The following is a 21931-nucleotide window of genomic DNA, read 5'->3' as shown; positions in this document are numbered from 1 at the left end:
TCACAGCGTGAGCAGCATCGCCAGCATCCCTATCGCCATGGACAACCGGCACGCGGTGGTCAGTTCGCGCCGCCCCGGCCGCTGCGCCGCACCGCACGCCCACGGGCCTTCACTTGTGGCCACGGCCGCCGACACGGGGACGAGGCGCGCCGTGGCCCGCACGGCATAGACGGCGAAGTACACCAGCAACAGCCCGGTCAGCAGCGGAGTGCCCGCCGGCCCGTGCATCGCTCCGCCGTGCCCCGCATGACCGCCGGACGGCGCACCCGCCATCGCGAGCGCCATGTAGACCATCGCGAACGCCCCCACGGCATGGTGCAGTTGGTGCCCCTCCGCCCGCCTCCGGGCCATGACCAGCGCCCGGACTCCCGCGGCGCCGAACACCACGGCGAACAGCACCGCCCCCCACGGCGTGCCCGCCGGCATCCCGGCCGGCAGCGCCATGGCCGCCATGCCCAGGCCCATCAGGGCGTCCCCTCCCGCGGCCCGGCGCTCCCCCGCTGCGCCGGCCCGCATCCCGAACAGGCAGTACGCGCCCGTGGCAGTGCACAGCACGACGAGCAGCCACCCCACCAACGGCGGTCCGTGCACAGCGCACCTCCCCGGACGCACATCCACCCCCGGGAGGCTGCCCACCGCAGCCGCTGCACACGGGAGCGCACAGGCGCACGGCGAGAGCGCAGTGCGAGCGAAAACATGCGCCCGCGCACACGGGTGCGCCCCTGACGGGGCGCACCGCCCCTAGACCCCTAGACCCCCGGCCGGTACCGCAGCGGATGCCCCTCCGGCACCTCTACCACCGCGATGCGCACCCCGTCCGGATCCGCGATCCACATCTCCACCAGTCCCCACGGCTTGGTCTCCGGCGGCTCCAGGACCTGCACCCCGCGCTGCAGGAACTCCCGGTACGCCTGCGCCGCGTCCGCCACCTGGAACCACAGCTCCAGCCCGGGCCCCGGCGGCCCCTCCGCGCGCCCCGAGACCTCCAGGAAGCCGCCGCCCAGGAAGTAGACCGTGCCCCGCTCGGGCCCCGTGCCGAACTCGCGGTAGACCGCGAGCCCCAGTGCCTTGCCGTAGAACTCCCGCGACCGCTCCGGATCGACCGGCCGGAGCAGAACCCTGCTGCTCAGTACGTGGACCATGCCGTGACTGTACGCACAACTGCTCCGTTAGGGTCGTACATACGCCCGAAAGTGCACGGAGAGGATCACGTCATCCATGGAGACCGCCGCCCGTACCGCCGATCTTGCCTTCCGCCCCGCGACCGCCGGCGATGTGCCGGCCCTCGTCTCGCTGATCGAGTCGGCGTACCGCGGTGACGACAGCCGCGCCGGGTGGACGACCGAGGCGGACCTGCTGGAGGGCCAGCGCACCGACCCCGAGGGCGTCATGGCCGTGGTGACGCACGCCGACAGCCGGCTCCTGGTGGCCGAGCGCGACGGCGATCCGATCGCCTGCTGCCACGTCGAACACCGCGGCGGCCACGCCTACTTCGGGATGTTCGCGGTCCGCCCGACCGCCCAGGGCGGCGGCCTGGGCAAGGCCGTGATGGCGGAGGCGGAGCGCGTCGCGCACGAGGAGTGGGGTGTGCGCGAGATGCACATGACCGTCATCCGGCAGCGCGAGGAACTGATCGCCTGGTACGAGCGGCGCGGCTACCGGCGGACCGGGGAGATGAGCCCGTTCCCCTACGGCGACGAGCGGTTCGGCATCCCGCAGCGCACCGACCTGGAGTTCGAGCTGCTGGTCAAGGAACTGGCCTGAGGCGCCGGCCCGAGGTACTGGCCCGGGGCAACGGTTCCGCCGCCCGATCAGTGGCCGGAACGAGCCTAGAACGGCCGGAGGTGTCACAGTGGCTGGAGAGGCCGATTTTCGCTCCTGATCCCTCACAAGAGAGAACGGCACAGGAAAATCGGCGCTCAGGCGGGGGCCCGGCAGGATAATTTGTCGATACATCCCTTGAGCCGGAGAAGCTCGCATGGATACGGTGTCTTAACGCGAGGTTCTCCTGAGGAGGGGTAGTGATGACGGAAATTCTTGCGTCGACGGTGGCGAGGACCGGCATATCGGCCGACGAGCGCGTGATCGATCACCCCGCCTGGGGTGCCCTGAAGGCCGCCGTCGAGCGAATCCGGCCCTGGCAGTCGGCGGACGGCTCCATCGACCTCGCCGCGGCGGACGGACCCCCGGGCGAGCAGGTCCGCGCCGAGGTCGACAAGGTCGTGACCGCGGTGGAACAGCTCTCGCCCCTGGTGCCGCACGACGCCGCCTACCACGCGGCCCTCGCCGCCGACCTGCGCCGCTGGGCCGACGACGGCTTCGGCGTCCCGGACTTCCTGGACTCGCTGCTGGCCTTCCGGCCCGCCGCACAGCGCGCCGACGGCCTGCAGCACCTGGTGCTCTTCCCGATGTACACCCAGAACGGCAACCCCGACCGCAACCTCGAAGCCGTCGTGCTCCGCGTGGTCTGGCCCGAGTGGCTCGCCGAGCTGGAGCGCACCCGCTACGACAACCCGCTGTTCCTCGGCATCACCTTCGAGGACTTCACCTCCGGCTACGACACCAACTCCGCGGTGCTCTTCCCGGAGACCATCGCCGTCCGCGAGGCCCCCGAGCGCTTCACCTGGGGCGGCATCTTCTGCGACCGCGAGGCGGCCCGCTTCCGCCGGGTCACCGAGGCCGCCGTCGGCATCCTCGGCCTGGAGCTCCCCGAGGACATCGCCCGCATGGTCGGCGACCAGCAGCGCTGCCAGCAGGCGTTCGTCCTGTGGGACATGGTCCACGACCGCACCCACAGCCACGGCGACCTGCCCTTCGACCCGTTCATGATCAAGCAGCGGCAGCCGTTCTGGATGTACGGGCTGGAGGAGCTGCGCTGCGACCTCACCGCCTTCAAGGAGGCCGTGAAGCTGGAGACCGACGGCTACGCCCAGGGCCGCGACGTGCAGTACGCCGTGCTCTTCGACCGGATGTTCCGCTTCCCGGTCACCGGCGAGCGCGTGCGCAACTACGACGGCCTCGGCGGCCAGCTGCTCTTCGCCTACCTGCACCGGCACGACGTCGTACGCTGGACGGACAACACCCTGCACATCGACTGGGACCGTGCCCCGCAGGTGACCAACCAGCTGTGCGGAGAGATCGAGAAGCTCTACCGCGACGGCATCGACCGCCCCAAGCTCGTGCACTGGTTCGCCGCCTACGAGCTCGTCTCGTCCTACCTGGCCCCGCACCCCGGCTCCGTATGGGCCAAGGGCCCCGACGCCCTGGACCTGACCCAGCCGCCGCGCAAGCTCGTCGACGACGTGCTGCCGGACGAATTCCCGCTCAGCATGTTCTACGAGGCCCTTGCCAAGAAGCTGCGAGGCGTGATCGCCTCCACGAAGGGGATCACGGCGGACAGCGGCGAGCGGGTCGCCGCGTGAGCAGCAGCGAGAAAGAGGCGACGATCATGAGCACTCCGACGAACGGCAATGGCCGGCTGGACGGCGCGGTCGTGGCGGTGGCGGGAGCGGCCGGGCCTGCGGGCCGGGCGGCCCTGCTGCGCCTGGCCGAGGCCGGGGCGACCGTGGTCGCCGCCGATGCGGACGCGGCCCGCCTGGCCGAGGCCGTGGACGCAGCCCGGTACGCGCACGGCGGGGCCACCGTCACCGGTGACACCGTGGACCTGCTCGACCTCGACGCGGCCCGCGCCTGGGCGGACCGCACCGAGAAGGAGTTCGGCCGCGTCGACGGCCTGGTCCACCTGGTGGGCGGCTGGCGCGGCTCGGCCACGTTCGCCGAGACCGACCTCGAGGACTGGGCCCTGCTGGAGAAGCTGCTCATCCGCACCGTCCAGCACACCTCGCTGGCCTTCGAGGCGCCGCTGGCCCGCAGCGGCCGCGGCCGCTACCTGCTGATCAGCGCCGAGGGCGCGAGCAAGCCCACCGCGGGCAACGCCGCCTACGCCGCCTCCAAGGCCGCCGCCGAGGCGTGGACGCTCGCGCTCGCCGACTCCTTCCGCAAGGCGGGGGGCGACAGCGCCCCGCCGGCCGCCGCCGCGATCCTCATCGTCAAGGCACTGGTGCACGACGCCATGCGCGCCGAGCGCCCGAACGCGAAATTCGCCGGCTTCACGGACGTCAAGGACCTGGCCCAGGCCATCGTCGGCGTCTGGGACAAGCCCGCACAGGAAGTGAACGGAACCCGTCTGTGGCTGACTCCGCACGCGTGAACGACACCCCCTCGACAACCGACGCCATACGCCGCCACGACCCCGCGCTGCGTGGTTTCGCCAGCGACAACTACGCGGGCGCGCACCCCGAGGTGCTCGCCGCGCTGGCCCTGGCGAACGACGGTCACCAGGTCGCGTACGGGGAGGACGCGTACACCGCGCACCTCCAGGAGGTGATGCGCCGTCACTTCGGGCCGACGGCCGAGGTGTTCCCGGTCTTCAACGGCACAGGAGCCAACGTCGTCGCCCTCCAGGCGGCGACGGAGCGGTGGGGCGCGGTCGTCTGCGCCTCCACCGCGCACATCCACGTCGACGAGTGCGGCGCGCCCGAGCGGGTCGGCGGCCTCAAGCTGCTGACCGTCCCGACCGAGCACGGCAAGCTCACCCCCGAGCTCATCGACACCGAGGCCTACGGCTGGGACGACGAGCACCGGGCCCAGCCGCAGATCGTCTCGATCACCCAGACCACCGAACTCGGCACCTGCTACACGCCGGAGGAGATCCGGGAGATCTGCGACCACGCCCACGAGCGCGGCATGAAGGTCCACGTCGACGGCTCCCGGCTGGCCAACGCCGCGGCCTCGCTCGGCCTGCCGCTGCGCGCGTTCACCACCGACGCCGGGGTGGACCTGCTGTCCTTCGGCGGGACCAAGAACGGCCTGGTCTTCGGCGAGTGCGTGGTCGTCCTGAACCCGGACGCGGTGCGGGCGATGAAGCATCTGCGCAAGCTGTCCATGCAGCTCGCCTCCAAGATGCGGTTCGTCTCCGTGCAGTTCGAGGCGCTGCTGGCCGGCGACCTGTGGCTGCGCAGTGCCACGCACGCCAACGCGATGGCGGCGCGGCTCGCCGAGGGCGTGCGGTCCGTCGACGGTGTGGAGATCCTGCACCCGGTGCAGTCCAACGCCGTCTTCGCCCGGCTCCCGCACGACGTGAGCGAGCGGCTGCAGAAGCGCTACCGCTTCTACTTCTGGGACGAGACGGCGGGCGACGTCCGCTGGATGTGCTCCTTCGACACGACCGAGGCGGACGTGGACGCGTTCGTGGCGGCGGTGAAGGAAGAGATGGCGAAGCGCTGAGCGCTTTGCTGGAGGCGCGGAGACGGTATCCCGCGCCCCGAAAGGGGCGCGGGGAACTGCGCGACCAGCCCAAGACGGCCCGCGCCTTCCGACGAACCGCTCAGCGGCAGCCCTCGGCGTGGACAGGGACCGGCGCCGTCCCGCCCAGGTGCGCCGGCACCCACCACGTGTCGTCGGAGTTCCGCGGCCGCACCGGATAGGACCGCTGCGCCGCCTCCAGCAGCTCCTGCACCCGCCCCCGCAGCCGCTCGGTGACGGTCTCCGCCGACTCCGCCGGATCGGCGGTGAGCGGCTCGCCCACCCGTATCGTCACCGGGATGTGGTTGCGGCCGAAGTCGCGCTTGTGACCCTTGGTCCACAGGCGCTGCGTCCCCCACAGGGCCATCGGCAGCAGCGGCACCCCGGCCTCCTGGGCCAGCCGGGCCGCGCCGGACTTGAAGTTCTTCAGCGTGAACGACTGGGAGATCGTCGCCTCCGGGAAGACGCCGATGATTTCGCCCGCGCGCAGCGAGGCGAGCGCGTGCTTGTACGCGTCCAGGCCCGCCGCCCGGTCGACCGGGATGTGCTTCATCGCCCGCATCAGCGGCCCGGAGACCTTGTGCCGGAAGACCGACTCCTTCGCCATGAAGCGCACCAGCCGCTTGGCCGGACGCGCGGCGAGGCCGCAGAAGACGAAGTCCAGGTATCCGATGTGGTTGCTCACCAGAACCGCCCCGCCGCGCTGCGGGATGTGCTCGGTCCCCTTGATGTCGAAGCGCAGGTCCAGCGCCTTGAACATGGTGCGGGCGGCGCCGATCACCGGGGGATAGACGAGCTCTGCCATATCGGGAAGGTCCTTCCGGGCCAGGGGAGGGTGCTCCCGGCTGAAATTCTGAAGTTACGCGGCCGTAGGGTTCCGGCTTTCGCCAGATCGTGCCTGAATGCCCGGCCTGCGGGCCAGCCAGGACGCCCCCGGGGCCGGGAGATCCTCGTCACGTCGGCTTGTGCGGATGTGCGGAAGCTACACCCCCGGTCGCTTTCGGGAAATTTCTCCGGCGCGTCCGGTGCTGCAGGATGGCAACGGACCGGACACGGTGACGGACCCGAGGGGTCCAGGGAGGGACGAAGGTGGAGGGGCACCGGAGCGAGGAGCGCCTGAGCGCTGCCGAGATCGGCACGGAGCTGGGGGAACGGGCCACGCTCGTGCAGTTCTCCACGGCCTTCTGCCAGCCCTGCCGGGCGACCAGGCGGGTGCTCGCGGACGTGGCGGCCATGGTGGACGGCGTCGCGCACTGCGAGATCGACGCGGAAGCGCGGCTGGAACTGGTCCGTTCCCTGCGGATCGACGCGACGCCGACCGTGTTCGTGCTGGACACCGAAGGCCGGGTGGTGCGGCGGGCAACCGGCCTGCCGCGCAAGGCCGATGTGATCGCCGCACTGGGCGCGGCGATCCGCCCCTCCCACAGCCAAAGGACGGCTTGATGACGGCCTCGCCCGAGCTCGGCGCACACCCTTCCGGTTCCCTCCCCGACGCTCCGGGCCTGCTGCGCTCGGTCTTCCGCCGGCACGCGGCCGGCGTCGCCGTGATCACCGCGCACGGCCCGCGGCCCGCCGGCTTCACCGCCACCTCGCTCACCTCGGTGGCCGCGGAGCCGCCGCTGGTCTCCTTCGGCGTCGGCACCGGGTCCTCCAGCTGGCCCGTCATCGCCGACGCGGAGCACGTGGGGGTGCACATACTCGGCGAGCACCAGAGCGAGTTGGCGGCCACCTTCGCCCGCAGCGGCGCCGACCGCTTCGCCCCGCCCACCCGCTGGCGCACCGGTCCGCACGGGGTGCCGCTGCTGGAGGGCGTGCTGGCCTGGATGGTGTGCCGGGTGGTGGCCCGGGTGCCCGCGGGGGACCACCGGGTCGTGCTCGCGGAGGCGGTCGCCGGGGACCCCACCGGGGACGGCCGTCCGCTCCTCTACCACCAGGGGCGTTTCAACGGTCTGCGGGACTGATACGTCCCTGCCGTGCGCGTTGGACAGATCACAGCCGCCCTCCCTTGCGCTCGGTCGGAACGCTCGATGTACTGACGAGTAACATTCCGCTCGGGGCGATGGTCGTGACGATCACCGCACCGGCCCGGAATCCGCCCCACAAGGCGCCTATGCTGCCTGCCAAGGCAGCTTGATAGAGACGATGCAGTAGGAGAGCCGGCGTGAGCTTGAGGATCGTTGTCTGTGTGAAGTACGTGCCCGACGCCACCGGCGACCGGCACTTCGCCGAGGACCTGACCGTCGACCGCGACGACGTGGACGGCCTGCTCTCGGAGCTCGACGAGTACGCGGTCGAGCAGGCGCTGCAGATCTCGGAGGAGGCAGACTCCAACGGGGGGGCGGAGATCACCGTCCTGACGATCGGCCCCGAGGACGCCAAGGACGCGCTGCGCAAGGCCCTGTCCATGGGCGCCGACAAGGCCGTCCACGTCGAGGACGACGACCTGCACGGCACCGACGCGCTGGGCACCTCGCTGGTGCTGGCCAAGGCCGTCGAGCACGTCGGCTACGACCTGGTCATCTGCGGCATGGCCTCCACCGACGGCGGCATGGGCGTGCTCCCGGCGATGCTCGCCGAGCGCCTGGGCGTCCCGCAGGTCACCCTCCTCTCCGAGGTCGCCGTCGAGGACGGCAAGGTGACCGGCCGCCGTGACGGCGACGCCGCGAGCGAGCAGTTGGAGGCCTCCCTCCCGGCCGTCGTGTCCGTCACCGACCAGTCCGGCGAGGCCCGTTACCCCTCCTTCAAGGGCATCATGGCCGCCAAGAAGAAGCCGGTGGAGTCCCTGGACCTCTCCGACCTCGGCATCGAGGCGGACGAGGTCGGCCTGGGGGGCGCCTGGACCAAGGTCGACGAGGCCACGGAGCGCCCGGCCCGCACGGCCGGCCAGATCGTCAAGGACGAGGGCGAGGGCGGCAAGCAGCTCGCCGAGTTCCTCGCGGGCCAGAAGTTCATCTGACCCGCAACTCCCCTCACCGCCCTCATACTTCCCGCAGGAGAGCAACACCATGGCTGAAGTCCTCGTCTACGTCGACCACGTGGACGGCGCCGTCCGCAAGCCCACCCTCGAACTGCTCACCCTCGCCCGCCGCATCGGCGAGCCCGTCGCCGTGGCCCTCGGTGCCGGCGCGGACGCCACCGCCGCGACGCTGGCCGAGTACGGCGCGGTCAAGGTCCTCACCGCCGACGCGCCCGAGTTCGCCGACTACCTGGTCGTCCCGAAGGTGGACGCGCTCCAGGCCGCGTTCGAGGCCGTCTCCCCGGCCGCCGTCCTCGTCCCGTCCTCCGCCGAGGGCAAGGAGATCGCGGCCCGCCTCGCCGTCCGCACCGGCTCCGGCATCATCACCGACGCGGTCGACCTGGAGGCCGGCGCCGAGGGCCCGGTGGCCACGCAGTCCGTCTTCGCGGCCTCGTACTCCACCAAGTCCCGCGTCACCAAGGGCACCCCGGTCATCACCGTCAAGCCCAACTCCGCCGCCCCGGAGGCCGCCCCGGCCGCCGGCACGGTCGAGGCGCTGGCCGTGACCTTCGGCGAGAAGTCCACCGGCACCAAGGTCGTCTCCCGCACCCCGCGCGAGTCCACCGGCCGCCCCGAGCTGACCGAGGCCGCGATCGTGGTCTCCGGCGGCCGCGGCGTCAACGGCGCCGAGAACTTCCCGCTCATCGAGGCCCTGGCCGACTCGCTCGGCGCGGCCGTCGGCGCCTCGCGCGCCGCGGTGGACGCCGGCTGGTACCCGCACACCAACCAGGTCGGCCAGACCGGCAAGTCGGTCTCGCCGCAGCTGTACATCGCGGCGGGCATCTCCGGCGCGATCCAGCACCGGGCCGGCATGCAGACCTCGAAGACGATCGTCGCCATCAACAAGGACGCCGAGGCCCCGATCTTCGAGCTGGTCGACTACGGCATCGTCGGCGACCTCTTCGAGGTCGTCCCGCAGCTGACGGAGGAGATCAAGGTCCGCAAGGGCTGATCGCCTCAGGGTTGTATCGGACCCCGCTCCGGCCGAAGGGCCGGAGCGGGGCCTTTGTCTGTCAGCTGCTGCGCGTCAGGCGAGCGCAGCCTCGACCAGCCCCAGCGAACCGGGCCCGTCCGTCACCCCGATCAGCCGCAGGCCCGCACGCTCGAAGAGCCGGCGGAAGTCCTCACGGGTGCGGTGCTGCGCCCCGGGCTCGCAGATGACCATCATCTCGAGGTCGATGAGCTTGGACAGCGACGGTTGCCGCGGGTCGTCGGGGATCAGGTACTCGGCGAACAACACCCGGCCGTCCTCGGACCGCAGCTGCGCACGGCAGTTGGAGAGGATACGGACCACGTCCGTGTCGTCCCAGTTGTGGATGACCTGGGAGAAGAGATAGGCGTCGCCGCCGGCCGGTACGGAGTCGAGGAAGCTGCCGCCGACGAGTTCGCAGCGGTCGAGCACGCCGGCCTCCACCAGGGGCTGCCCGGCACGTTCGACGACGTGCGGCAGGTCGTAGAGCACCCCGCGCACCCGGGGGTTCGCCGACAGAACGGCCGCGAGCAGGGCGCCGCGCCCGCCGCCGCAGTCGACGACCGTGCCGAAGCGGCCGAAGTCGTAGCGCTGCACGATCGGGGCGGTGAGCCGGGTCGCGATGGAGGTCATCTCGACATCGAGCGACTCGGCGTCGTCAGGGTGTTCACTGAGGTACTCGAACCCGCTCTTGCCGAAGGCGAGGTCGAAGCCGGAGCGCCCGGTGCGCAGCACCTCCAGCAACTGCCCCCAGGCGGCGCGGTGGTAGGGCCGGGCGAACTTGTGCGCCCAGCCGCGCATGGAGCCGTGGATGTCCTCGCGCAGCAGCTCGCCGACGGGGGTGAGGGCGAAGCGGCGGTCCGGCAGCTCCTCGAAGACCTGCGCGTCCGCGAGCGCGCGCAGCAGCCGGTAGAGGTTGGTCTCGTCCGCGCCGACCGCCTTGGCGATCTCGCTCACCGGCCGCGGCCCGGCGGCCATTTCGTCGGCGACCCCGAGCGTCGCCGCCGCGCTGAGCGCCTGGGCGATCCAGGCACCACTGGTGAGCTGCATCATCCGTGCCACCGGGTCGGCCACGGCGCCCGGCAGGGCGGCGGCGTCGGTGGGGTGAAGCGGCTCCGTACCGTGTTCGGGTCTGTTCATGGCGTGATCATGCCATCGGGTGATCGGGCACGGTAGGCGCGATACGGCTGTTGGCCGGAGTTCGGCCGGGCGTTGTCGATTTCCGATCTTTGCGGGGCGAGGAGGTGGGGTGAGGTGGTAAAGGGGTCGTTGTCGTACCCCTGTGGCAGTCTCGCCGTATGCCTTCCGAGAGCCGTGTCGACTTCGTCGAGATGACCGATGCCAGCACCGTCGCCCCCGAACTCCGGGACGAGTTGACCGCCTGCTGGGTGGCCGTCACCAATGCCGGCGGGGCCGCCGGGTTCCCGTTCCCGCCGGTCGACGCCGCAGAGGTCGCACCGGTGATGGACAAGCTCATAGGCCGCCTCGACCCGGAGCGGACCCGGCTCGTGACGGCGCGGGTCGGCGGCGCACTTGCCGGATGGGTGGCGCTGAACCGCGACCCGTACCGGCTGGTCGGTCATTGGGCGACGATCAACCACCTCCAGACCCACCCCGCCTTCCGAGGGCGGGGCATCGGCTCGGCGCTGGTGGCCGAGGTGCGCCGAATCGCCCGCGACGAACTGGGACTTGAGCAACTGCACCTCGCGGCCCGGGGAGGCGAGGGGCTGGAGCGCTTCTACGAACGCCTGGGCTGGCGGGAAGTCGGCCGCTGGCCGGGGGCGTTGCGGCTGGGGGAGGGGGACACGCGGGACGAGGTGCTGATGATGCTGGCGCCGCTGTAGGCCCGGCCGGCGGTGCGTGCCCGGAACCAGGCGTGTGGTTCCGGCGGATCCCGGGCAAGGGCCTCGGCATGCGAAGACGAGGCGGCACGAAGACGGGACCGGCGAGGACCGTGGACGGGCGCGCATGCGGCTTCGGCGACGGTCCCGCAGAGGCCGGGTGCGGGACGCCCGGCCCGGGGCCGTGCGAGGAGTGCAGCGCCGAGTGCGGGGGCTTCCCCGACTGCCCTGCGCCTGCCTTGGCGGCGGCCGGTGCGTCGTCCGGTGCATCATCCGGACAAGGACGTTTGTCGCCGGTCAGCCACCGTCGAGGATGCGCTGTTTGGAAGGCCGAGGGGGCGGACGGGGCGTTCGCCGTCAAGTACGGATACGGCGCAGGAATGGACGCCGTCATCAGGGAGGCGGCGGCTCTGGCCGCACTTCCCGGGTATGCGATCGTTGCTGCGGGCCGCCGGCCCGGGGGCGCCTGGTGCGTGGCGCCTTGGTACGAGGGTGCGCCGTGCTGGCGTTGTTATGTGCCCTTGCGTGCACGACAGCAGAAGGCTCTACCGGCCGAGGCCGTGGCACTGTGCCAGGAGACGGCACGGCTGCACGAGTTGGGCTGGATCCACGGCGACATCCAACCGGCCCACGTCATCCACACCCGCCTCGGCATCCGCCTGATCGACTTCGGCTGGGCACGCCGAGCGACCAGCACTCCCGACCGACCCGCCTACCGGGGAGGCATCAGCCACCTGACGGCTCCTGAGACCGCCCGCGCGATCGCCCGGGGCCGACCGACGGCCAGCACGTGCAACACCGACGTCTTCGCGTTGGCAGGAACGCTGTGGGCCTGCCTTGCAGGCCGCTGGCCGGTCGATTACGGGGCATCCGGGCTGCCGCCGCATCACACTCCCGAACAACGCCGCACCGTGCTGGCGAACCGGAGCTTCCGCCTGACGGGACCGCTGCCGCACACAGCCCTGCAGGATCTCTTGCGCACGGCGCTCCTGTCCGCCCCGGCCGACAGGCCGACGGCGGCGGAGCTTGCGGGGCAGTTGGGGCGTTTATGACGGCTGTTGCGATACCCGCCGGAAGATCACTACCAGGGCTGTGCATACTTGCGTTCGACATTTTGGTCTTTGCGTAAGGAACCATTCGTGCACGTTCGCCCCCGTCGCGTTGCCTTTGCGACTCTGGCTGCCTCGTCGCTCCTGCTGCTGTCCGCCTGCGACGGGGGCTCAGCCTCCGCCGGCAAGAAGGACGACAAGGGCGCGCCGTCGGCCCCGCCCGCGCCGGTCTCCATCAGCGCCGAGCAGGCGGAACAGGCCCTCGTCGCGCTGGGGGACCTGCCGGCCGGGTGGAAGCTGGAGGCGAACACGGGCCTGGACAAGTCGCAGGGCGCGGACGACGACATGGTGACGGGCGCCAAGCCGTTGTGCGCACCGATCACCGCCGTTCTCAACAGTGGACGGCTGGAGGCGGACTACAAGGCCAATGCCCAGGAGGTCTTCACCAAGAAGGGCGACCAGACCACCGTGGCGCAGGACGTCAGCGGCTACCCGCGGGCCCAGGCGGAGAGGGCCATGGCCGGGTTGCGGACGGCCGTCGAGCAGTGCGGAACCTTCACCGGAAAGCAGGCCGGCAAGAAGGCCACGGTGACGGTGAAGAAGGCGGCCGAGCAGCCGAAGTACGGCGACGATTCCCTCCGTTACACCATCAAGATCGTCCAGGGCGACCTGCAGATGGACTTCGACATGGGCACGGTCCGCAGCCACGGTGCGATCACGACGGTGCTGAACAACTACTCGGACCGCGGCGACCGCGGCCTGGAGGCGTTCACCAAGGCCCTGTCCAAGGCGGCCGAGAAGCTGGGCGCTGCAGCGGCGAAGACGGCTTGATCGGGCGCCACGCGGAATGCTGCACTCCGGCAGCGGAAATCCTCATTCCTACGGTCCAGGAATCGGGGTTTCCGCTGCCGGAGGAGGGACTTCCGGGTAGGACATGGCTGGGTCCCTCAGGATTTGCGGTCGTCCTCGCCGAGGGCTGAGCGAAGCCAGTCCAGGGGTTCGGAAGCGAGGAGCGCATCCGCCAGAGCGATGCCCGACTTGGTGACGAGCCGGGTTCGGCTGTTGTCGATCCAGCGCTGGGCGTTGGCGTAGCCCTGGGCTCGATATTCGATGCCTTGGAGCAGGCACTCCAGCTTGTCGGCATCGCGGGCGCAGACAGCCTCGGGCGTGTCCTTGTCCTCGTATTCGGCGACGACTGAGCGGATGGCTTCCGCGAGCACGTCAGGCATGCCCGCGATCTGGTCGGCGGTGACGTCGCGCGGGTCCACAGCATCCGCGTACTTCTTGCCCAGGTGATTGACGTCGCCAGTGCGGCTCTCCTGGCTGTCGTGCCAGACAGCCAGGAGAGCGGCCCGAGCAGGGTCGGCACCTTCGAGCTTGGCGATGACGGAGGCGATCAGCGAGGTCCGCCAGGAATGCTCGGCGACGCTCTCCGGGTCGCGGACACCGGCCATCCACCAGCCGGTGCGGCGCGATTGCTTGAGCGTGCCGGCTTCGAACAGGAAATGTGCCACCGCCGTGAGGTTGCCGGCCATCCCGTAACCCTCCCATGTCCGGATGGTCACGCCTCGGCGAGGCGGACCGCGTATCGGATCCCTTCGAGCTCCCGGCGTGAGCGTGCCGAGTTCTGGGCTCCATCCAACAGGATCTCCAGACGGTCGCGCAGGACCCCGGCTCCGACCGTTCCGTCATGCAGCAGCCTGGGCCGTGCAGCGAGCAGGGCCCAGAGGGTGTGGACGTACAGGTCCAAGTAGCCGTAGCCGGGCGTGAGTCGGCCGATCAGGTGGTGGAGGAGCCGGTGCCCGGACCAGGGACCGGGTTTGCCGAGAGCGATGAAGTCGTCGGTGAGTTCGGTGGTGGTGGACTCGCCGACCCAGTAGGCCCAGTAGTTGAGGTTGGCGGATTCGCCTGCGTCGTTGTCGATGAGCTTGTGTTCGATGAAGTGGTGAATGCGGTCACGGTCTTTGTGACGACAGGCAACCGTGGCAACCGACCGTGCATTCAGCCATTCCTGAAGCCAGCCATCAGGGCGCTCCCGGTGCTGTTGATGGGCCAGCCAGTCGATTGTGTCGGGTTGGGAGTCGTAGCCGCTCAGGTAGAGGGCCTGGCGCCTGAGGAGAAAACTGCTGGGCCCACGGGCTTCCTCGGCGGTGCGGCGCATCCGGTCGTAGAAGCAACGCCGTTCATCCGCAGTGAGTTCGGGTCTGCTCGGTGTCGGCCCGCGGCGCGGACGGGGTGGCTGGGACACGCGCTTCACCAATGCCGGAGCGTGACCGCTCAGCGGCCAGGTGAGGAACTCGACAAGGTCATGTTGCATCACCCAGGCCCCCAACGGACTGCTGGAGGCTGCGGTCCTGCCGTCCAGCACACCCGTCAGGAGAACGTCCGCTTCCATGGCCCGGTCGAGCGCAGTCAGCAGGGACGAATCGGCTCCCATCCGGAGCAGCCGGTGACGGTGGGCGAGCGCGTGCCCGACCGGGATCGCTGTCAATGGCCGACGGCCGGTCTCCCATCCGGCCACTGTGTCGTGCGAGACCCCGAACCGCTCCGCGAAGACATCACGAGTCAGGTGGAGGTGCTCACGGACCAGGCGGAACACGAAGCCCGAGATCACCCCGCCGCGTGACCGTGCAGCGTAACCCTGACTGCCAGTGAGGGTTTCACGATGCCTGGCTGCCATACCAGCGTCCTCAAATCCCTGGGCCTGCCGACTACCCGTACGGACAGTCACTGCAGGCGAGCACCGCCACTCCGTACGGTCGTACCGAGTGATATCAGCCAACGACTCAACGTAGTTGAGAGGTGTGTCGTGCAGGTCAGGAACGTAAATCTTCAGCCGAGCGGTGGTCCGGGAGCGGAGGAGGTGACGATGTCGTCGGCTACCTGTCCGACGCTGCCCGTCGATCCCCGCTTCTGCCAGGGAGCAGCCCTCTGGCTCGTTTCCCGGGAGCTGCGTCCGAGTGACGCACGCGAATCGTGGACGAGGGGAGTGACCGCCACACTCCAAGTGGGCATGCACTTCGACGTCGTCCAACTGCCTTCCGGCATCGTGGAGAACGGCATCTGCGGCATCAAGGACCAGACGGCAATCGCCGACCATTTCCGTGCGGTCGGCATCACCAGCGCCGTTATCGTCTCGCGGACGCAGACCCGTTACTGCCTGCTCGTACCGCCGAACGCTGCCCGGGATTGGGCGGAGCCCGGCACGCAGTGCATCGGCAGCGAGCACCCCACCAACTACCTCGGGGTACCAGCCCCCACGCGCCGCGAGCCGCCCGGGGCCTACTGGCTCATGCCGGCACCGGAGGACAGCCATATGCTCTGCGATCCGGCGAACGTCCGCCTGCTCATCAGCAAGGCCGGGAGGCGGCAGGGGCAGGCTCGGTGAGCGAGCAGTGCGCGTGGTGCAAGAAGCCGACGACTGAGGCCACGGCGGTCGATATCGTCGAGGGCGACCACGTGGCAAGAAAGATCTACACCTGCCCCGACTGCATGACGAGGCACCGGCTCATGCGGCTCCATGGCCGTGCGGCCGTAAACCATCTTCGAAGGTCCTGACCCGGGCCTCGGTCAACGCGAACACTCGTCCAGAGGCGGGAACAGGCAGGTCAGCCGCGCCGGGGGCATCCGGACACGCCCCGCCCGTGGTGCCGTTCAGAAGCCGCCCCGGCCTGCCATGGCCGGGGCGTCCGGCAGCTCCACCCTGCTGCTCACCTCCCGCCCCGCCTTCAGCATCAGGTCCAGCAGGAACCGCCGCGACAGCAGGCCGTTGCGCAGCCGCAGCCCCAATGCCGTGCCCGGTGCGAGGAACTTGCCCGTGCGGTCGCCGCCCTTCTGGCAGCCCTGGGCGTAGGTGCGCAGTGCGGACTCGTACCGGCGGAAGGCCGTCCGGTGGTCGCCGTCGGATCGGGCGAGTTCGGTGGCGAGGACGTAGGCGGACACCACCGCCGTGCCCGTGCCCATGCCGCCGATGGTTGCGCCGCACGCCGCGTCGCCGACGAGGGCGATCCGGCCCTTGGACCATGCGGGCACGTCCGCCCGGCTGATCGAGTCGAAGTACAGCTCCGGCGCCGCCCGCAGGGAGTCCAGCAGGCGCGGCACCTCCCACCCCAGGCCCGCGAAGGCGTCGGCCACGAGTCGCTTCTGCTGCTCCGGGTCGTGGCGGTCGTACGTCAGCTCGGGGGCGGCGAAGACGAAGAAGGCCCCCGCCCGGTCCGGGGTGTGGTGGTCGACGCCGACGGAGGCGAGCCGGCCCGGTGTGTTGAGGCCGACCGAACCCTCCCTCAGGCCCAGGTGGTTGGGCAGCTCCCAGGTGGCGGCGTAGTAGCCGAGATGACTCACGTACGACTGCTCGGGGCCGAAGGCGATGCGGCGGACGTTCGAGTGGAGTCCGTCCGCGCCGATCACCAGGTCGAACTCGCGCGGGGCGCCGTGCCGGAAGTCGGCGCGGACCCCGGTCGCGGTCTCCGTGAGGGCGGTGACCGAGTCGCCGAAGACGTACTCCGTGTGCGGGAGGCTGTGCTCGTACAGCACCCGCGCCAGGTCGCCGCGCAGTACCTCCAGGTCGCCGCCCGCGAACTCGCTGGGAAGATGGAGCAGTTGGCGGCCGTCGGCGTCGACGAAGTGCATCGGGCTGCCGCCGGTCCGGATCCGGCGCAGGTCCGGGAGGATTCCCATGCGCTCCAGGACCGTCATGTGGGTCTCGCCGCGGAAGTCGACGGCCTGGCCGCCGACCCGCAGGGCCGGGGCCAGTTCCACGACCGTCGGCTCGTAGCCGTAGCGCCCCAGCCAGTAGGCGAGCGCCGGTCCCGCGATGCTCGCGCCGGAGATGAGGACGGTCTTGGCTCGGGGGTTGTTGCTGCTGGTGGTCATGGGGGTCCCCTCCCGTTGGGTGCCGAAAAACTGTGTCCGTCGGACTCAGTAATTACTGTGTACCTTAGACGCAGTTCTGTTGGTCCGGCAAGCACGAAGACGGGGAGAGACGTTCATGGGCGGCAAGGAACACGCCGACACGGTGCGGTTGCTGTGGGGGCCCCACCCCGGGCCCGCCCGGGGGCCCAAGCGGACGCTCGACCTCGGTCGTATCGCGCAGGCCGGGATCGAGGTCGCCGACACCGAAGGCCTGGACGCCGTGTCCATGCAGCGGGTCGCCGCCCTGCTGGGCGTCACCAAGATGGCGCTCTACCGGTACGTGCCCGGCAAGGCCGAGCTCATCGCCCTCATGGTGGACGCCTCGCTCGGCCCCGCCCCGGCCCCCGTCGAAGGCGACTGGCGGGCGCAGCTCGACGACTGGGCGCGGCGGCTGTTCACGGCCTTCCGGCTGCACCCCTGGGTGCTGGACGTCACCGTCGGCCCCCGCATCATGGGACCCGCGGAGCTGTCCTGGATGGAGCGGGCCGTGGCCGCACTGGACGGTACGCACCTCGCCGGTGCCCAACGGATGGATGCCGTCGTCCTGTTGGTCAACCATGCGCGCGGCATCGCCGCCCAGGCCCGCACGGCGGGGCCGGAGGGCACCGGGCCCGAGCAGGAACTCGGCCTCGCCCTCGCCCAGTTGATGCAGGAGCACGGCGAGCGGTTCCCAGCCGTCGCCGCGGCCTTCGCCTCGGCGGCGGAACCCGGCGGGGGGCAGGACCAGGCCTGGGAGTTCGGGCTGGAGCGCATTCTGGACGGCCTGGCCGTGTTCATCGAAGACGTTTTCACCGAAGACGTCTTCATCGAAGAAAGGTGAGCTCGGCGGCCCGGCTCCAGCGGCCGCAAATTCGGTAGCCCCGGGGAGACGGGTCTCGCTAGCGTCGTGCGGTGACGTACGAGAGTCCGCTCGCCTACCTGCTCGGCCTCGAAGGCCTCGCCCTGCTGCGTTCGTTCACCGGCGAGCGTGACCGCGAGTTCGCCGACGCCCGCATCGCCGAGATCCGTGAGCTGCTCGACGACGCGTCGTTGGCCGACGCGGCCGTGGACGTCGCCCGGGTGAGCACAGTGGACGGCTACCGGGTCTGGTCGCAGACCTACGACGGCCCCAACACGGCGTTCGGCATCGACGAGCCGGTGATCGGGGGGATCGTCGACGCGCTGCCGGCCGGTACCGCCCTGGACGCCGCGTGCGGCACCGGCCGGATCGCGGCCCTGCTGGCCGGGCGCGGCCACCGGGTCCTCGGCGTCGACAGTTCGCCGGACATGCTCGCGCAGGCGCGTACACGCGTGCCCGACGGCGACTTCCGCCTCGGCGACCTGGGCCGGCTGCCCGTGGCTGACGACACCGCGGACCTCGTCGTCTGCTCCCTGGCGCTGACGCACGTGCCCGATCTTCGGCCGGTACTGGCGGAGTTCGCCAGGGTGCTGCGCCCGGGCGGGCACCTGGTGACCTCCGACGTGCACCCCGAGCGGGTGGCGCGCGGCGCGGTTCCGCCGGTGCGTCTGCCGGACGGGACGCCGGGGCGCGTGGCGAGCCACTGCCACTCGGCCGGGGACTACGTGCGCGCCGCGCTCGCGGCGGGACTGCAGGTCCGGCGCTGCGAGGAGCCGCCGATACCGGCCGGTCGGCGGCCCGAGCCGCAGGATGCGCCGCGAACGCGCGCGACCGGACCGGTGCCGTGGGAGCTGTGGCCTTGGGGGCTGGCGGATCTGGTGCCGGAGGCGGCGGAGGCGGCAGCTGCCGGTGTACCGGCGGAAATCATCTGGCACTTTCAGTCGACGGGGCCCTGAGGGCCGCCCACCGCGGTGTTGACCCCCTCCGCCCCCGCCGTTAACTTCGCCGCACGGATGGTCATTTCCGTGCAGCGGAAACCTGGAGGGCAGCGGCATGGGACAGCAGCGGCACACGATCACGACGACCTTCGCCCCCGCCCTCCCCGCACGCATCGCCGCCTCCCTCGCCCGCGTCGACGCCGAGCTCGCCCGCCGCTATCCGGGCGACCCCGGCACCCGGCAGCCCGTGCACACCGTCTACGTCCCCGTCGACGCCTTCGCGGCCGGCACCGTCCGTTCCTGGGGCGACCGCGCACTCGCCGCCCTTGATGAACACGCGGCCGATGCGCGGGAATTCGGTGCCGTCCTGGGCCTGCCCGACGGCCTCGCCGCCCCGGTCTACGAGCGCGTCCGCGCCAAGCTGCAGCGCGAGCCCGTAGAAGATCTCCGGATCGACTTCGAGGACGGGTACGGACACCGTCCCGACACCGAGGAGGACGCGGCCGCCGCCCGTGCCGCGCGTCTCGTGGCCGAGGCGTACGAACAAGGCACGGCAGCCCCGTACATGGGGATCCGCATGAAGTGCATGGAGGCCCCCGTCCGCGACCGTGGCATCCGTACCCTCGACATCTTCCTCACCGGGCTCATGGAGGCCGGCGGGCTGCCGGACGGGATCGTCCTCACCCTGCCCAAGGTCACGTACCCCGAACAGGTTGCTGCCCTGGTGCAGTTGGCGGAGGAGTTCGAGAAGGCGCGCGGGCTCGCGGCCGGCCGGATCCGGTTCGAGATACAGGTCGAGACCACCCAGGCTGTGCTCGGCGCCGACGGGCGCGTCACCGTGGCCCGGCTCATCGAGGCCGGCGGCGGACGCGTCACCTCCCTCCACTACGGCACCTTCGACTACAGCGCCGCATGCGGAGTGAGCCCCGCCCACCAGTCGCCCGACCACCCGGTGGCCGATCACGCCAAGGCCGTCATGCAGGTGGCCGCCGCAGGTACCGGTGTGCGGCTGTCGGACGGGTCGACGAACGTGCTGCCCGTCGGGACGACCGAGCGCGTGCACGAGGCCTGGCGGCTGCATCACCGGCTCGTCCGGCGGTCGTTGGCCCGCGCCTACTACCAGGGCTGGGACATGCACCCTGCCCACCTGCCCACGCGCTACGCGGCCGTCTACTACTTCTACCGAGAAGGGCTGGAGCAGGCCGCGGCCCGTCTTGCCGCCTACGTCGGGGAGGCGACGGGCGGCGACGTACTCGACGAACCCGCCACCGCCCGCGCGCTCAGCAGCCATCTGCTGCGCGGGCTCGACTGCGGTGCGATCGACGAGTCGGAGGTTGCCGCGCCGGCCTGGGGGGAGATCGAGCGGCTGGCCGGGCGGGTCCGGCGATCTGAGTAGGAGAGCGGATAGGCAACCGCGGCCCCGTCGACCAGGATGGGCGGCATGACCGAAAGAACCGACATCGTACGTGTCCGAGACGGCAGAGGCGTGCTCGTTCTCAGCATCCTCGTGCTGGTGGCACTCTTCCTGGCGCCCAGTCTGTGGGTATGGTCGCAGGCCCTCGACCTGGTCCGGCACCCGTCGTCGTTCGACTGGAAGAGCAACCACGACAACCATGTTCGGTTCGCGGCGGTTTCCGCCATCGTCTTCGGCACGCCCTTGACGGGGGCCTTCCTGGGAGGGACCGTCGCGGGCGCCCGTGGGAAGCACGGGGGAGTCGGGGCCGCGACCGGGGCGTTCCTGGGGGCGCTGGGTCTGTTGCTCTGTGGCGTGGTGGGGTTCTTCTGGATGCTCAGCGGTGCGACGTTCGAGTTCTGAACCATCTGACCCATCTGACCCGTCGGGCAGGCCCTACGGCCCCAGCTCTCCCGACCCCCGCACGATCAGCCGTGTCGGCAGCACCACTTGGCGCGGTTCCTCGCCGTCACCGTCCAGGCGGCGGAAGAGGAGTTCCGCCGCCGTCCGGCCCAGGCGTGCCGCGTCCTGGGCGACGACCGTCACGCCGGGGGAGAGCAGATCGGCGAGTTCGAGGTCGTCGAAGCCGACCAGGGCGACGGGGCGGGGGAGCCGGGCGAGGACGCGGACGACCGTCGCCGTCACGCGGTTGTTGCCCGTGAAGAGGGCCGTGACCGGGTGCGGGCCGGTGAGCATGCGTTCCGCCTCGGCCGCCACGCGCTCGGGGGCCGTGGGGCCCAGCGAGATCCAGGAGTCGTCCGCCGGGAGGCCCGCGGCGTCCAACGCGGCGCGGTAGCCGCGCAGTCGCTCGGTCGCGGTGTGGACGGTGGGGCGGTCGCCGATGAAGCCGATGAGGCGGTGGCCGTGGGCGACGAGGTGGGCGACGCCGTCGCGGGCGCCGCCGAAGTTGTCGGAGAGCACCGCGTCGGCGTCGATCCGGCCTGCGGGGCGGTCGACGAAGACCGTGGCGACGCCCGCCGCCATCTCCGGTTCCAGGTAGCGGTGGTCGTGGCCGGCCGGGATGACGATGAGGCCGTCGACGCGGCGGGCGCACAGGGCGAGGGCGAGTTCGCGCTCGCGGTCGGCGTCCTCGGCGCTGGAGCCGTTGAAGAGCAGGGCGCCGTGGTCGCGGGCGACCTCCTCGACGGCGCGGTTGAGCGGGGCGTAGAAGGGGTCGGCCAGGTCCTCCAGGACCAGGCCGATGGAGGCGGTGCGGCCCTTGCGCAGGATGCGGGCGCTGTCGTTGCGGCGGAAGCCCAGGGCGCCGATCGCCTCCCGGACGCGCCGCTCGGTGTCCGCCGTGACCCCGGGCTCTCCGTTGACCACGCGCGATACGGTCTTCAGGCCCACGCCGGCGCGGGCGGCCACGTCCTTCATCGTCGGGCGGGTGCCGTAGCGGGGCTGCTGCGGGGTGCGGCGGGCGGCGGCGCGGTCGGTCACGGACGGCTCGTCCTTAAGAGGCAAGGCGATGGGGCGTGCTAGGGGGTGTCCGATGGGTCAGCACGGGCCCTGCGACGCCTGGCACGGCACCTCGCCGCGTTGTCGCATCACCCGAGTACGCCCAGTACGCGGGTGATGCTCCGCCTTGCGCCCCATGATCCGCAGATCGGA

24 protein-coding genes are annotated in these 21931 nt (G+C 71.1%); 16 read left to right on the top strand and 8 right to left on the bottom strand.

Going from position 1 to position 21931, the window contains the following annotated elements:
* Complete coding sequence (locus tag ACWD4B_RS08210; protein ID WP_451420028.1) at positions 1-591, bottom strand: DUF5134 domain-containing protein; 591 nt, start codon at positions 589-591, stop codon at positions 1-3.
* A gap of 158 nt (positions 592-749) precedes the next feature.
* Complete coding sequence (locus tag ACWD4B_RS08205) at positions 750-1142, bottom strand: VOC family protein (RefSeq protein ID WP_451420027.1); 393 nt, start codon at positions 1140-1142, stop codon at positions 750-752.
* 76 nt (positions 1143-1218) lie between these two features.
* On the opposite strand from ACWD4B_RS08205, the gene ACWD4B_RS08200 reads away from it, so the two are divergent.
* The 4 genes from ACWD4B_RS08200 (at position 1219) to ACWD4B_RS08185 (ending at position 5286) form a co-directional block, all read left to right on the top strand.
* The gene (locus ACWD4B_RS08200; protein ID WP_451420026.1) at positions 1219-1764 is read left to right on the top strand and encodes a GNAT family N-acetyltransferase; all 546 of its coding nucleotides are present in this window, start codon (positions 1219-1221) and stop codon (positions 1762-1764) included.
* Between the two features lie 260 nt (positions 1765-2024).
* Positions 2025-3422: a DUF6421 family protein gene (locus tag ACWD4B_RS08195; RefSeq protein ID WP_451420025.1), complete on the top strand. Its 1398-nt coding sequence runs from the start codon at positions 2025-2027 to the stop codon at positions 3420-3422.
* A gap of 26 nt (positions 3423-3448) precedes the next feature.
* Positions 3449-4210 (top strand): SDR family NAD(P)-dependent oxidoreductase, encoded by a 762-nt coding sequence (locus ACWD4B_RS08190; RefSeq protein WP_451420024.1) that lies wholly within the window; start codon positions 3449-3451, stop codon positions 4208-4210.
* The gene (locus tag ACWD4B_RS08185; protein ID WP_451420023.1) at positions 4189-5286 is read left to right on the top strand and encodes a threonine aldolase family protein; all 1098 of its coding nucleotides are present in this window, start codon (positions 4189-4191) and stop codon (positions 5284-5286) included. The genes ACWD4B_RS08190 and ACWD4B_RS08185 overlap by 22 nt, the downstream gene beginning before the upstream one ends.
* Positions 5287-5386: 100 nt before the next feature.
* Here ACWD4B_RS08185 and ACWD4B_RS08180 read toward each other — a convergent pair whose 3' ends face one another.
* Positions 5387-6109, bottom strand: coding sequence for a lysophospholipid acyltransferase family protein (locus tag ACWD4B_RS08180; RefSeq protein ID WP_451420022.1), 723 nt, complete (start codon positions 6107-6109; stop codon positions 5387-5389).
* A 284-nt stretch (positions 6110-6393) separates the two neighbouring features.
* Here ACWD4B_RS08180 and ACWD4B_RS08175 point away from each other — a divergent pair, with 284 nt between their 5' ends.
* From ACWD4B_RS08175 to ACWD4B_RS08160, 4 genes are all read left to right on the top strand, one after another.
* Entirely contained in the window at positions 6394-6747 is a 354-nt protein-coding gene (locus tag ACWD4B_RS08175) for a TlpA family protein disulfide reductase (protein ID WP_451420021.1), read from the top strand.
* On the top strand, positions 6747-7265 hold the full coding sequence (locus ACWD4B_RS08170; RefSeq protein WP_336411154.1) for a flavin reductase family protein: 519 nt from the start codon (positions 6747-6749) through the stop codon (positions 7263-7265). Before ACWD4B_RS08175 ends, ACWD4B_RS08170 begins: the two co-directional genes overlap by 1 nt.
* A gap of 200 nt (positions 7266-7465) precedes the next feature.
* Positions 7466-8260, top strand: coding sequence for an electron transfer flavoprotein subunit beta/FixA family protein (locus ACWD4B_RS08165; RefSeq protein ID WP_451420020.1), 795 nt, complete (start codon positions 7466-7468; stop codon positions 8258-8260).
* Positions 8261-8309: 49 nt separating this feature from the next.
* Entirely contained in the window at positions 8310-9272 is a 963-nt protein-coding gene (locus ACWD4B_RS08160; protein WP_451420019.1) for an electron transfer flavoprotein subunit alpha/FixB family protein, read from the top strand.
* A gap of 75 nt (positions 9273-9347) precedes the next feature.
* On the opposite strand, the gene ACWD4B_RS08155 is transcribed toward ACWD4B_RS08160, so the two are convergent.
* Entirely contained in the window at positions 9348-10430 is a 1083-nt protein-coding gene (locus ACWD4B_RS08155) for a methyltransferase (RefSeq protein WP_451420018.1), read from the bottom strand.
* A gap of 158 nt (positions 10431-10588) precedes the next feature.
* On the opposite strand from ACWD4B_RS08155, the gene ACWD4B_RS08150 reads away from it, so the two are divergent.
* The 3 genes from ACWD4B_RS08150 (at position 10589) to ACWD4B_RS08140 (ending at position 13011) form a co-directional block, all read left to right on the top strand.
* On the top strand, positions 10589-11134 hold the full coding sequence (locus ACWD4B_RS08150) for an N-acetyltransferase family protein (protein ID WP_451420017.1): 546 nt from the start codon (positions 10589-10591) through the stop codon (positions 11132-11134).
* 377 nt (positions 11135-11511) lie between these two features.
* Positions 11512-12183 (top strand): protein kinase domain-containing protein, encoded by a 672-nt coding sequence (locus ACWD4B_RS08145; protein WP_451420016.1) that lies wholly within the window; start codon positions 11512-11514, stop codon positions 12181-12183.
* An 87-nt stretch (positions 12184-12270) separates the two neighbouring features.
* Complete coding sequence (locus tag ACWD4B_RS08140) at positions 12271-13011, top strand: hypothetical protein (protein WP_451420015.1); 741 nt, start codon at positions 12271-12273, stop codon at positions 13009-13011.
* Positions 13012-13127: 116 nt separating this feature from the next.
* Here the strand turns inward: ACWD4B_RS08140 and ACWD4B_RS08135 are convergent, their stop codons facing one another.
* Both ACWD4B_RS08135 and ACWD4B_RS08130 read right to left on the bottom strand, forming a co-directional pair.
* On the bottom strand, positions 13128-13715 hold the full coding sequence (locus ACWD4B_RS08135; RefSeq protein WP_451420014.1) for an HD domain-containing protein: 588 nt from the start codon (positions 13713-13715) through the stop codon (positions 13128-13130).
* Between the two features lie 26 nt (positions 13716-13741).
* The gene (locus tag ACWD4B_RS08130) at positions 13742-14860 is read right to left on the bottom strand and encodes a helix-turn-helix domain-containing protein (RefSeq protein WP_451420013.1); all 1119 of its coding nucleotides are present in this window, start codon (positions 14858-14860) and stop codon (positions 13742-13744) included.
* Between the two features lie 333 nt (positions 14861-15193).
* On the opposite strand from ACWD4B_RS08130, the gene ACWD4B_RS08125 reads away from it, so the two are divergent.
* Entirely contained in the window at positions 15194-15568 is a 375-nt protein-coding gene (locus ACWD4B_RS08125) for a hypothetical protein (RefSeq protein WP_451420012.1), read from the top strand.
* Between the two features lie 266 nt (positions 15569-15834).
* On the opposite strand, the gene ACWD4B_RS08120 is transcribed toward ACWD4B_RS08125, so the two are convergent.
* Positions 15835-17052: an FAD-dependent monooxygenase gene (locus ACWD4B_RS08120; protein ID WP_451420011.1), complete on the bottom strand. Its 1218-nt coding sequence runs from the start codon at positions 17050-17052 to the stop codon at positions 15835-15837.
* A 115-nt stretch (positions 17053-17167) separates the two neighbouring features.
* Between ACWD4B_RS08120 and ACWD4B_RS08115 the strand changes: the two genes are divergently transcribed.
* The 4 genes from ACWD4B_RS08115 (at position 17168) to ACWD4B_RS08100 (ending at position 20683) form a co-directional block, all read left to right on the top strand.
* The gene (locus ACWD4B_RS08115) at positions 17168-17911 is read left to right on the top strand and encodes a TetR/AcrR family transcriptional regulator (protein ID WP_451420010.1); all 744 of its coding nucleotides are present in this window, start codon (positions 17168-17170) and stop codon (positions 17909-17911) included.
* 71 nt (positions 17912-17982) lie between these two features.
* Complete coding sequence (locus ACWD4B_RS08110; RefSeq protein ID WP_451420009.1) at positions 17983-18885, top strand: class I SAM-dependent methyltransferase; 903 nt, start codon at positions 17983-17985, stop codon at positions 18883-18885.
* Positions 18886-18982: 97 nt separating this feature from the next.
* Positions 18983-20263 carry a DUF6986 family protein gene (locus tag ACWD4B_RS08105; protein ID WP_451420008.1) on the top strand — a complete coding sequence of 427 codons (1281 nt, stop codon included), beginning with the start codon at positions 18983-18985 and terminating at the stop codon, positions 20261-20263.
* A 90-nt stretch (positions 20264-20353) separates the two neighbouring features.
* Positions 20354-20683, top strand: a complete 330-nt coding sequence (locus ACWD4B_RS08100) for a hypothetical protein (protein WP_451420007.1) — start codon at positions 20354-20356, stop codon at positions 20681-20683.
* Between the two features lie 33 nt (positions 20684-20716).
* On the opposite strand, the gene ACWD4B_RS08095 is transcribed toward ACWD4B_RS08100, so the two are convergent.
* Positions 20717-21760: a LacI family DNA-binding transcriptional regulator gene (locus ACWD4B_RS08095; protein WP_451420006.1), complete on the bottom strand. Its 1044-nt coding sequence runs from the start codon at positions 21758-21760 to the stop codon at positions 20717-20719.
* Positions 21761-21931: the final 171 nt, after the last annotated feature.

The organism is Streptomyces sp. NPDC002536 (assembly GCF_053594995.1).
Note: the sequence above shows the minus strand (reverse complement) of the source record. Positions and strands in the feature narration are given on the sequence as shown.

What these genes read in the sequence shown, in the direction of transcription:
- ACWD4B_RS08160 (WP_451420019.1), top strand. Translation starts at nt 8,310, where the DNA reads ATGGCTGAAGTCCTCGTCTACGTCGACCACGTGGACGGCGCCGTCCGC.
- ACWD4B_RS08105 (WP_451420008.1), top strand. Translation starts at nt 18,983, where the DNA reads ATGGGACAGCAGCGGCACACGATCACGACGACCTTCGCCCCCGCCCTC.
- ACWD4B_RS08170 (WP_336411154.1), top strand. Translation starts at nt 6,747, where the DNA reads ATGACGGCCTCGCCCGAGCTCGGCGCACACCCTTCCGGTTCCCTCCCC.
- ACWD4B_RS08195 (WP_451420025.1), top strand. Translation starts at nt 2,025, where the DNA reads ATGACGGAAATTCTTGCGTCGACGGTGGCGAGGACCGGCATATCGGCC.
- ACWD4B_RS08200 (WP_451420026.1), top strand. Translation starts at nt 1,219, where the DNA reads ATGGAGACCGCCGCCCGTACCGCCGATCTTGCCTTCCGCCCCGCGACC.
- ACWD4B_RS08115 (WP_451420010.1), top strand. Translation starts at nt 17,168, where the DNA reads ATGGGCGGCAAGGAACACGCCGACACGGTGCGGTTGCTGTGGGGGCCC.
- ACWD4B_RS08145 (WP_451420016.1), top strand. Translation starts at nt 11,512, where the DNA reads ATGGACGCCGTCATCAGGGAGGCGGCGGCTCTGGCCGCACTTCCCGGG.
- ACWD4B_RS08135 (WP_451420014.1), bottom strand. Translation starts at nt 13,715, where the DNA reads ATGGCCGGCAACCTCACGGCGGTGGCACATTTCCTGTTCGAAGCCGGC.
- ACWD4B_RS08180 (WP_451420022.1), bottom strand. Translation starts at nt 6,109, where the DNA reads ATGGCAGAGCTCGTCTATCCCCCGGTGATCGGCGCCGCCCGCACCATG.
- ACWD4B_RS08120 (WP_451420011.1), bottom strand. Translation starts at nt 17,052, where the DNA reads ATGACCACCAGCAGCAACAACCCCCGAGCCAAGACCGTCCTCATCTCC.
- ACWD4B_RS08150 (WP_451420017.1), top strand. Translation starts at nt 10,589, where the DNA reads ATGCCTTCCGAGAGCCGTGTCGACTTCGTCGAGATGACCGATGCCAGC.
- ACWD4B_RS08205 (WP_451420027.1), bottom strand. Translation starts at nt 1,142, where the DNA reads ATGGTCCACGTACTGAGCAGCAGGGTTCTGCTCCGGCCGGTCGATCCG.
- ACWD4B_RS08155 (WP_451420018.1), bottom strand. Translation starts at nt 10,430, where the DNA reads ATGAACAGACCCGAACACGGTACGGAGCCGCTTCACCCCACCGACGCC.
- ACWD4B_RS08130 (WP_451420013.1), bottom strand. Translation starts at nt 14,860, where the DNA reads ATGGCAGCCAGGCATCGTGAAACCCTCACTGGCAGTCAGGGTTACGCT.
- ACWD4B_RS08125 (WP_451420012.1), top strand. Translation starts at nt 15,194, where the DNA reads ATGCACTTCGACGTCGTCCAACTGCCTTCCGGCATCGTGGAGAACGGC.
- ACWD4B_RS08190 (WP_451420024.1), top strand. Translation starts at nt 3,449, where the DNA reads ATGAGCACTCCGACGAACGGCAATGGCCGGCTGGACGGCGCGGTCGTG.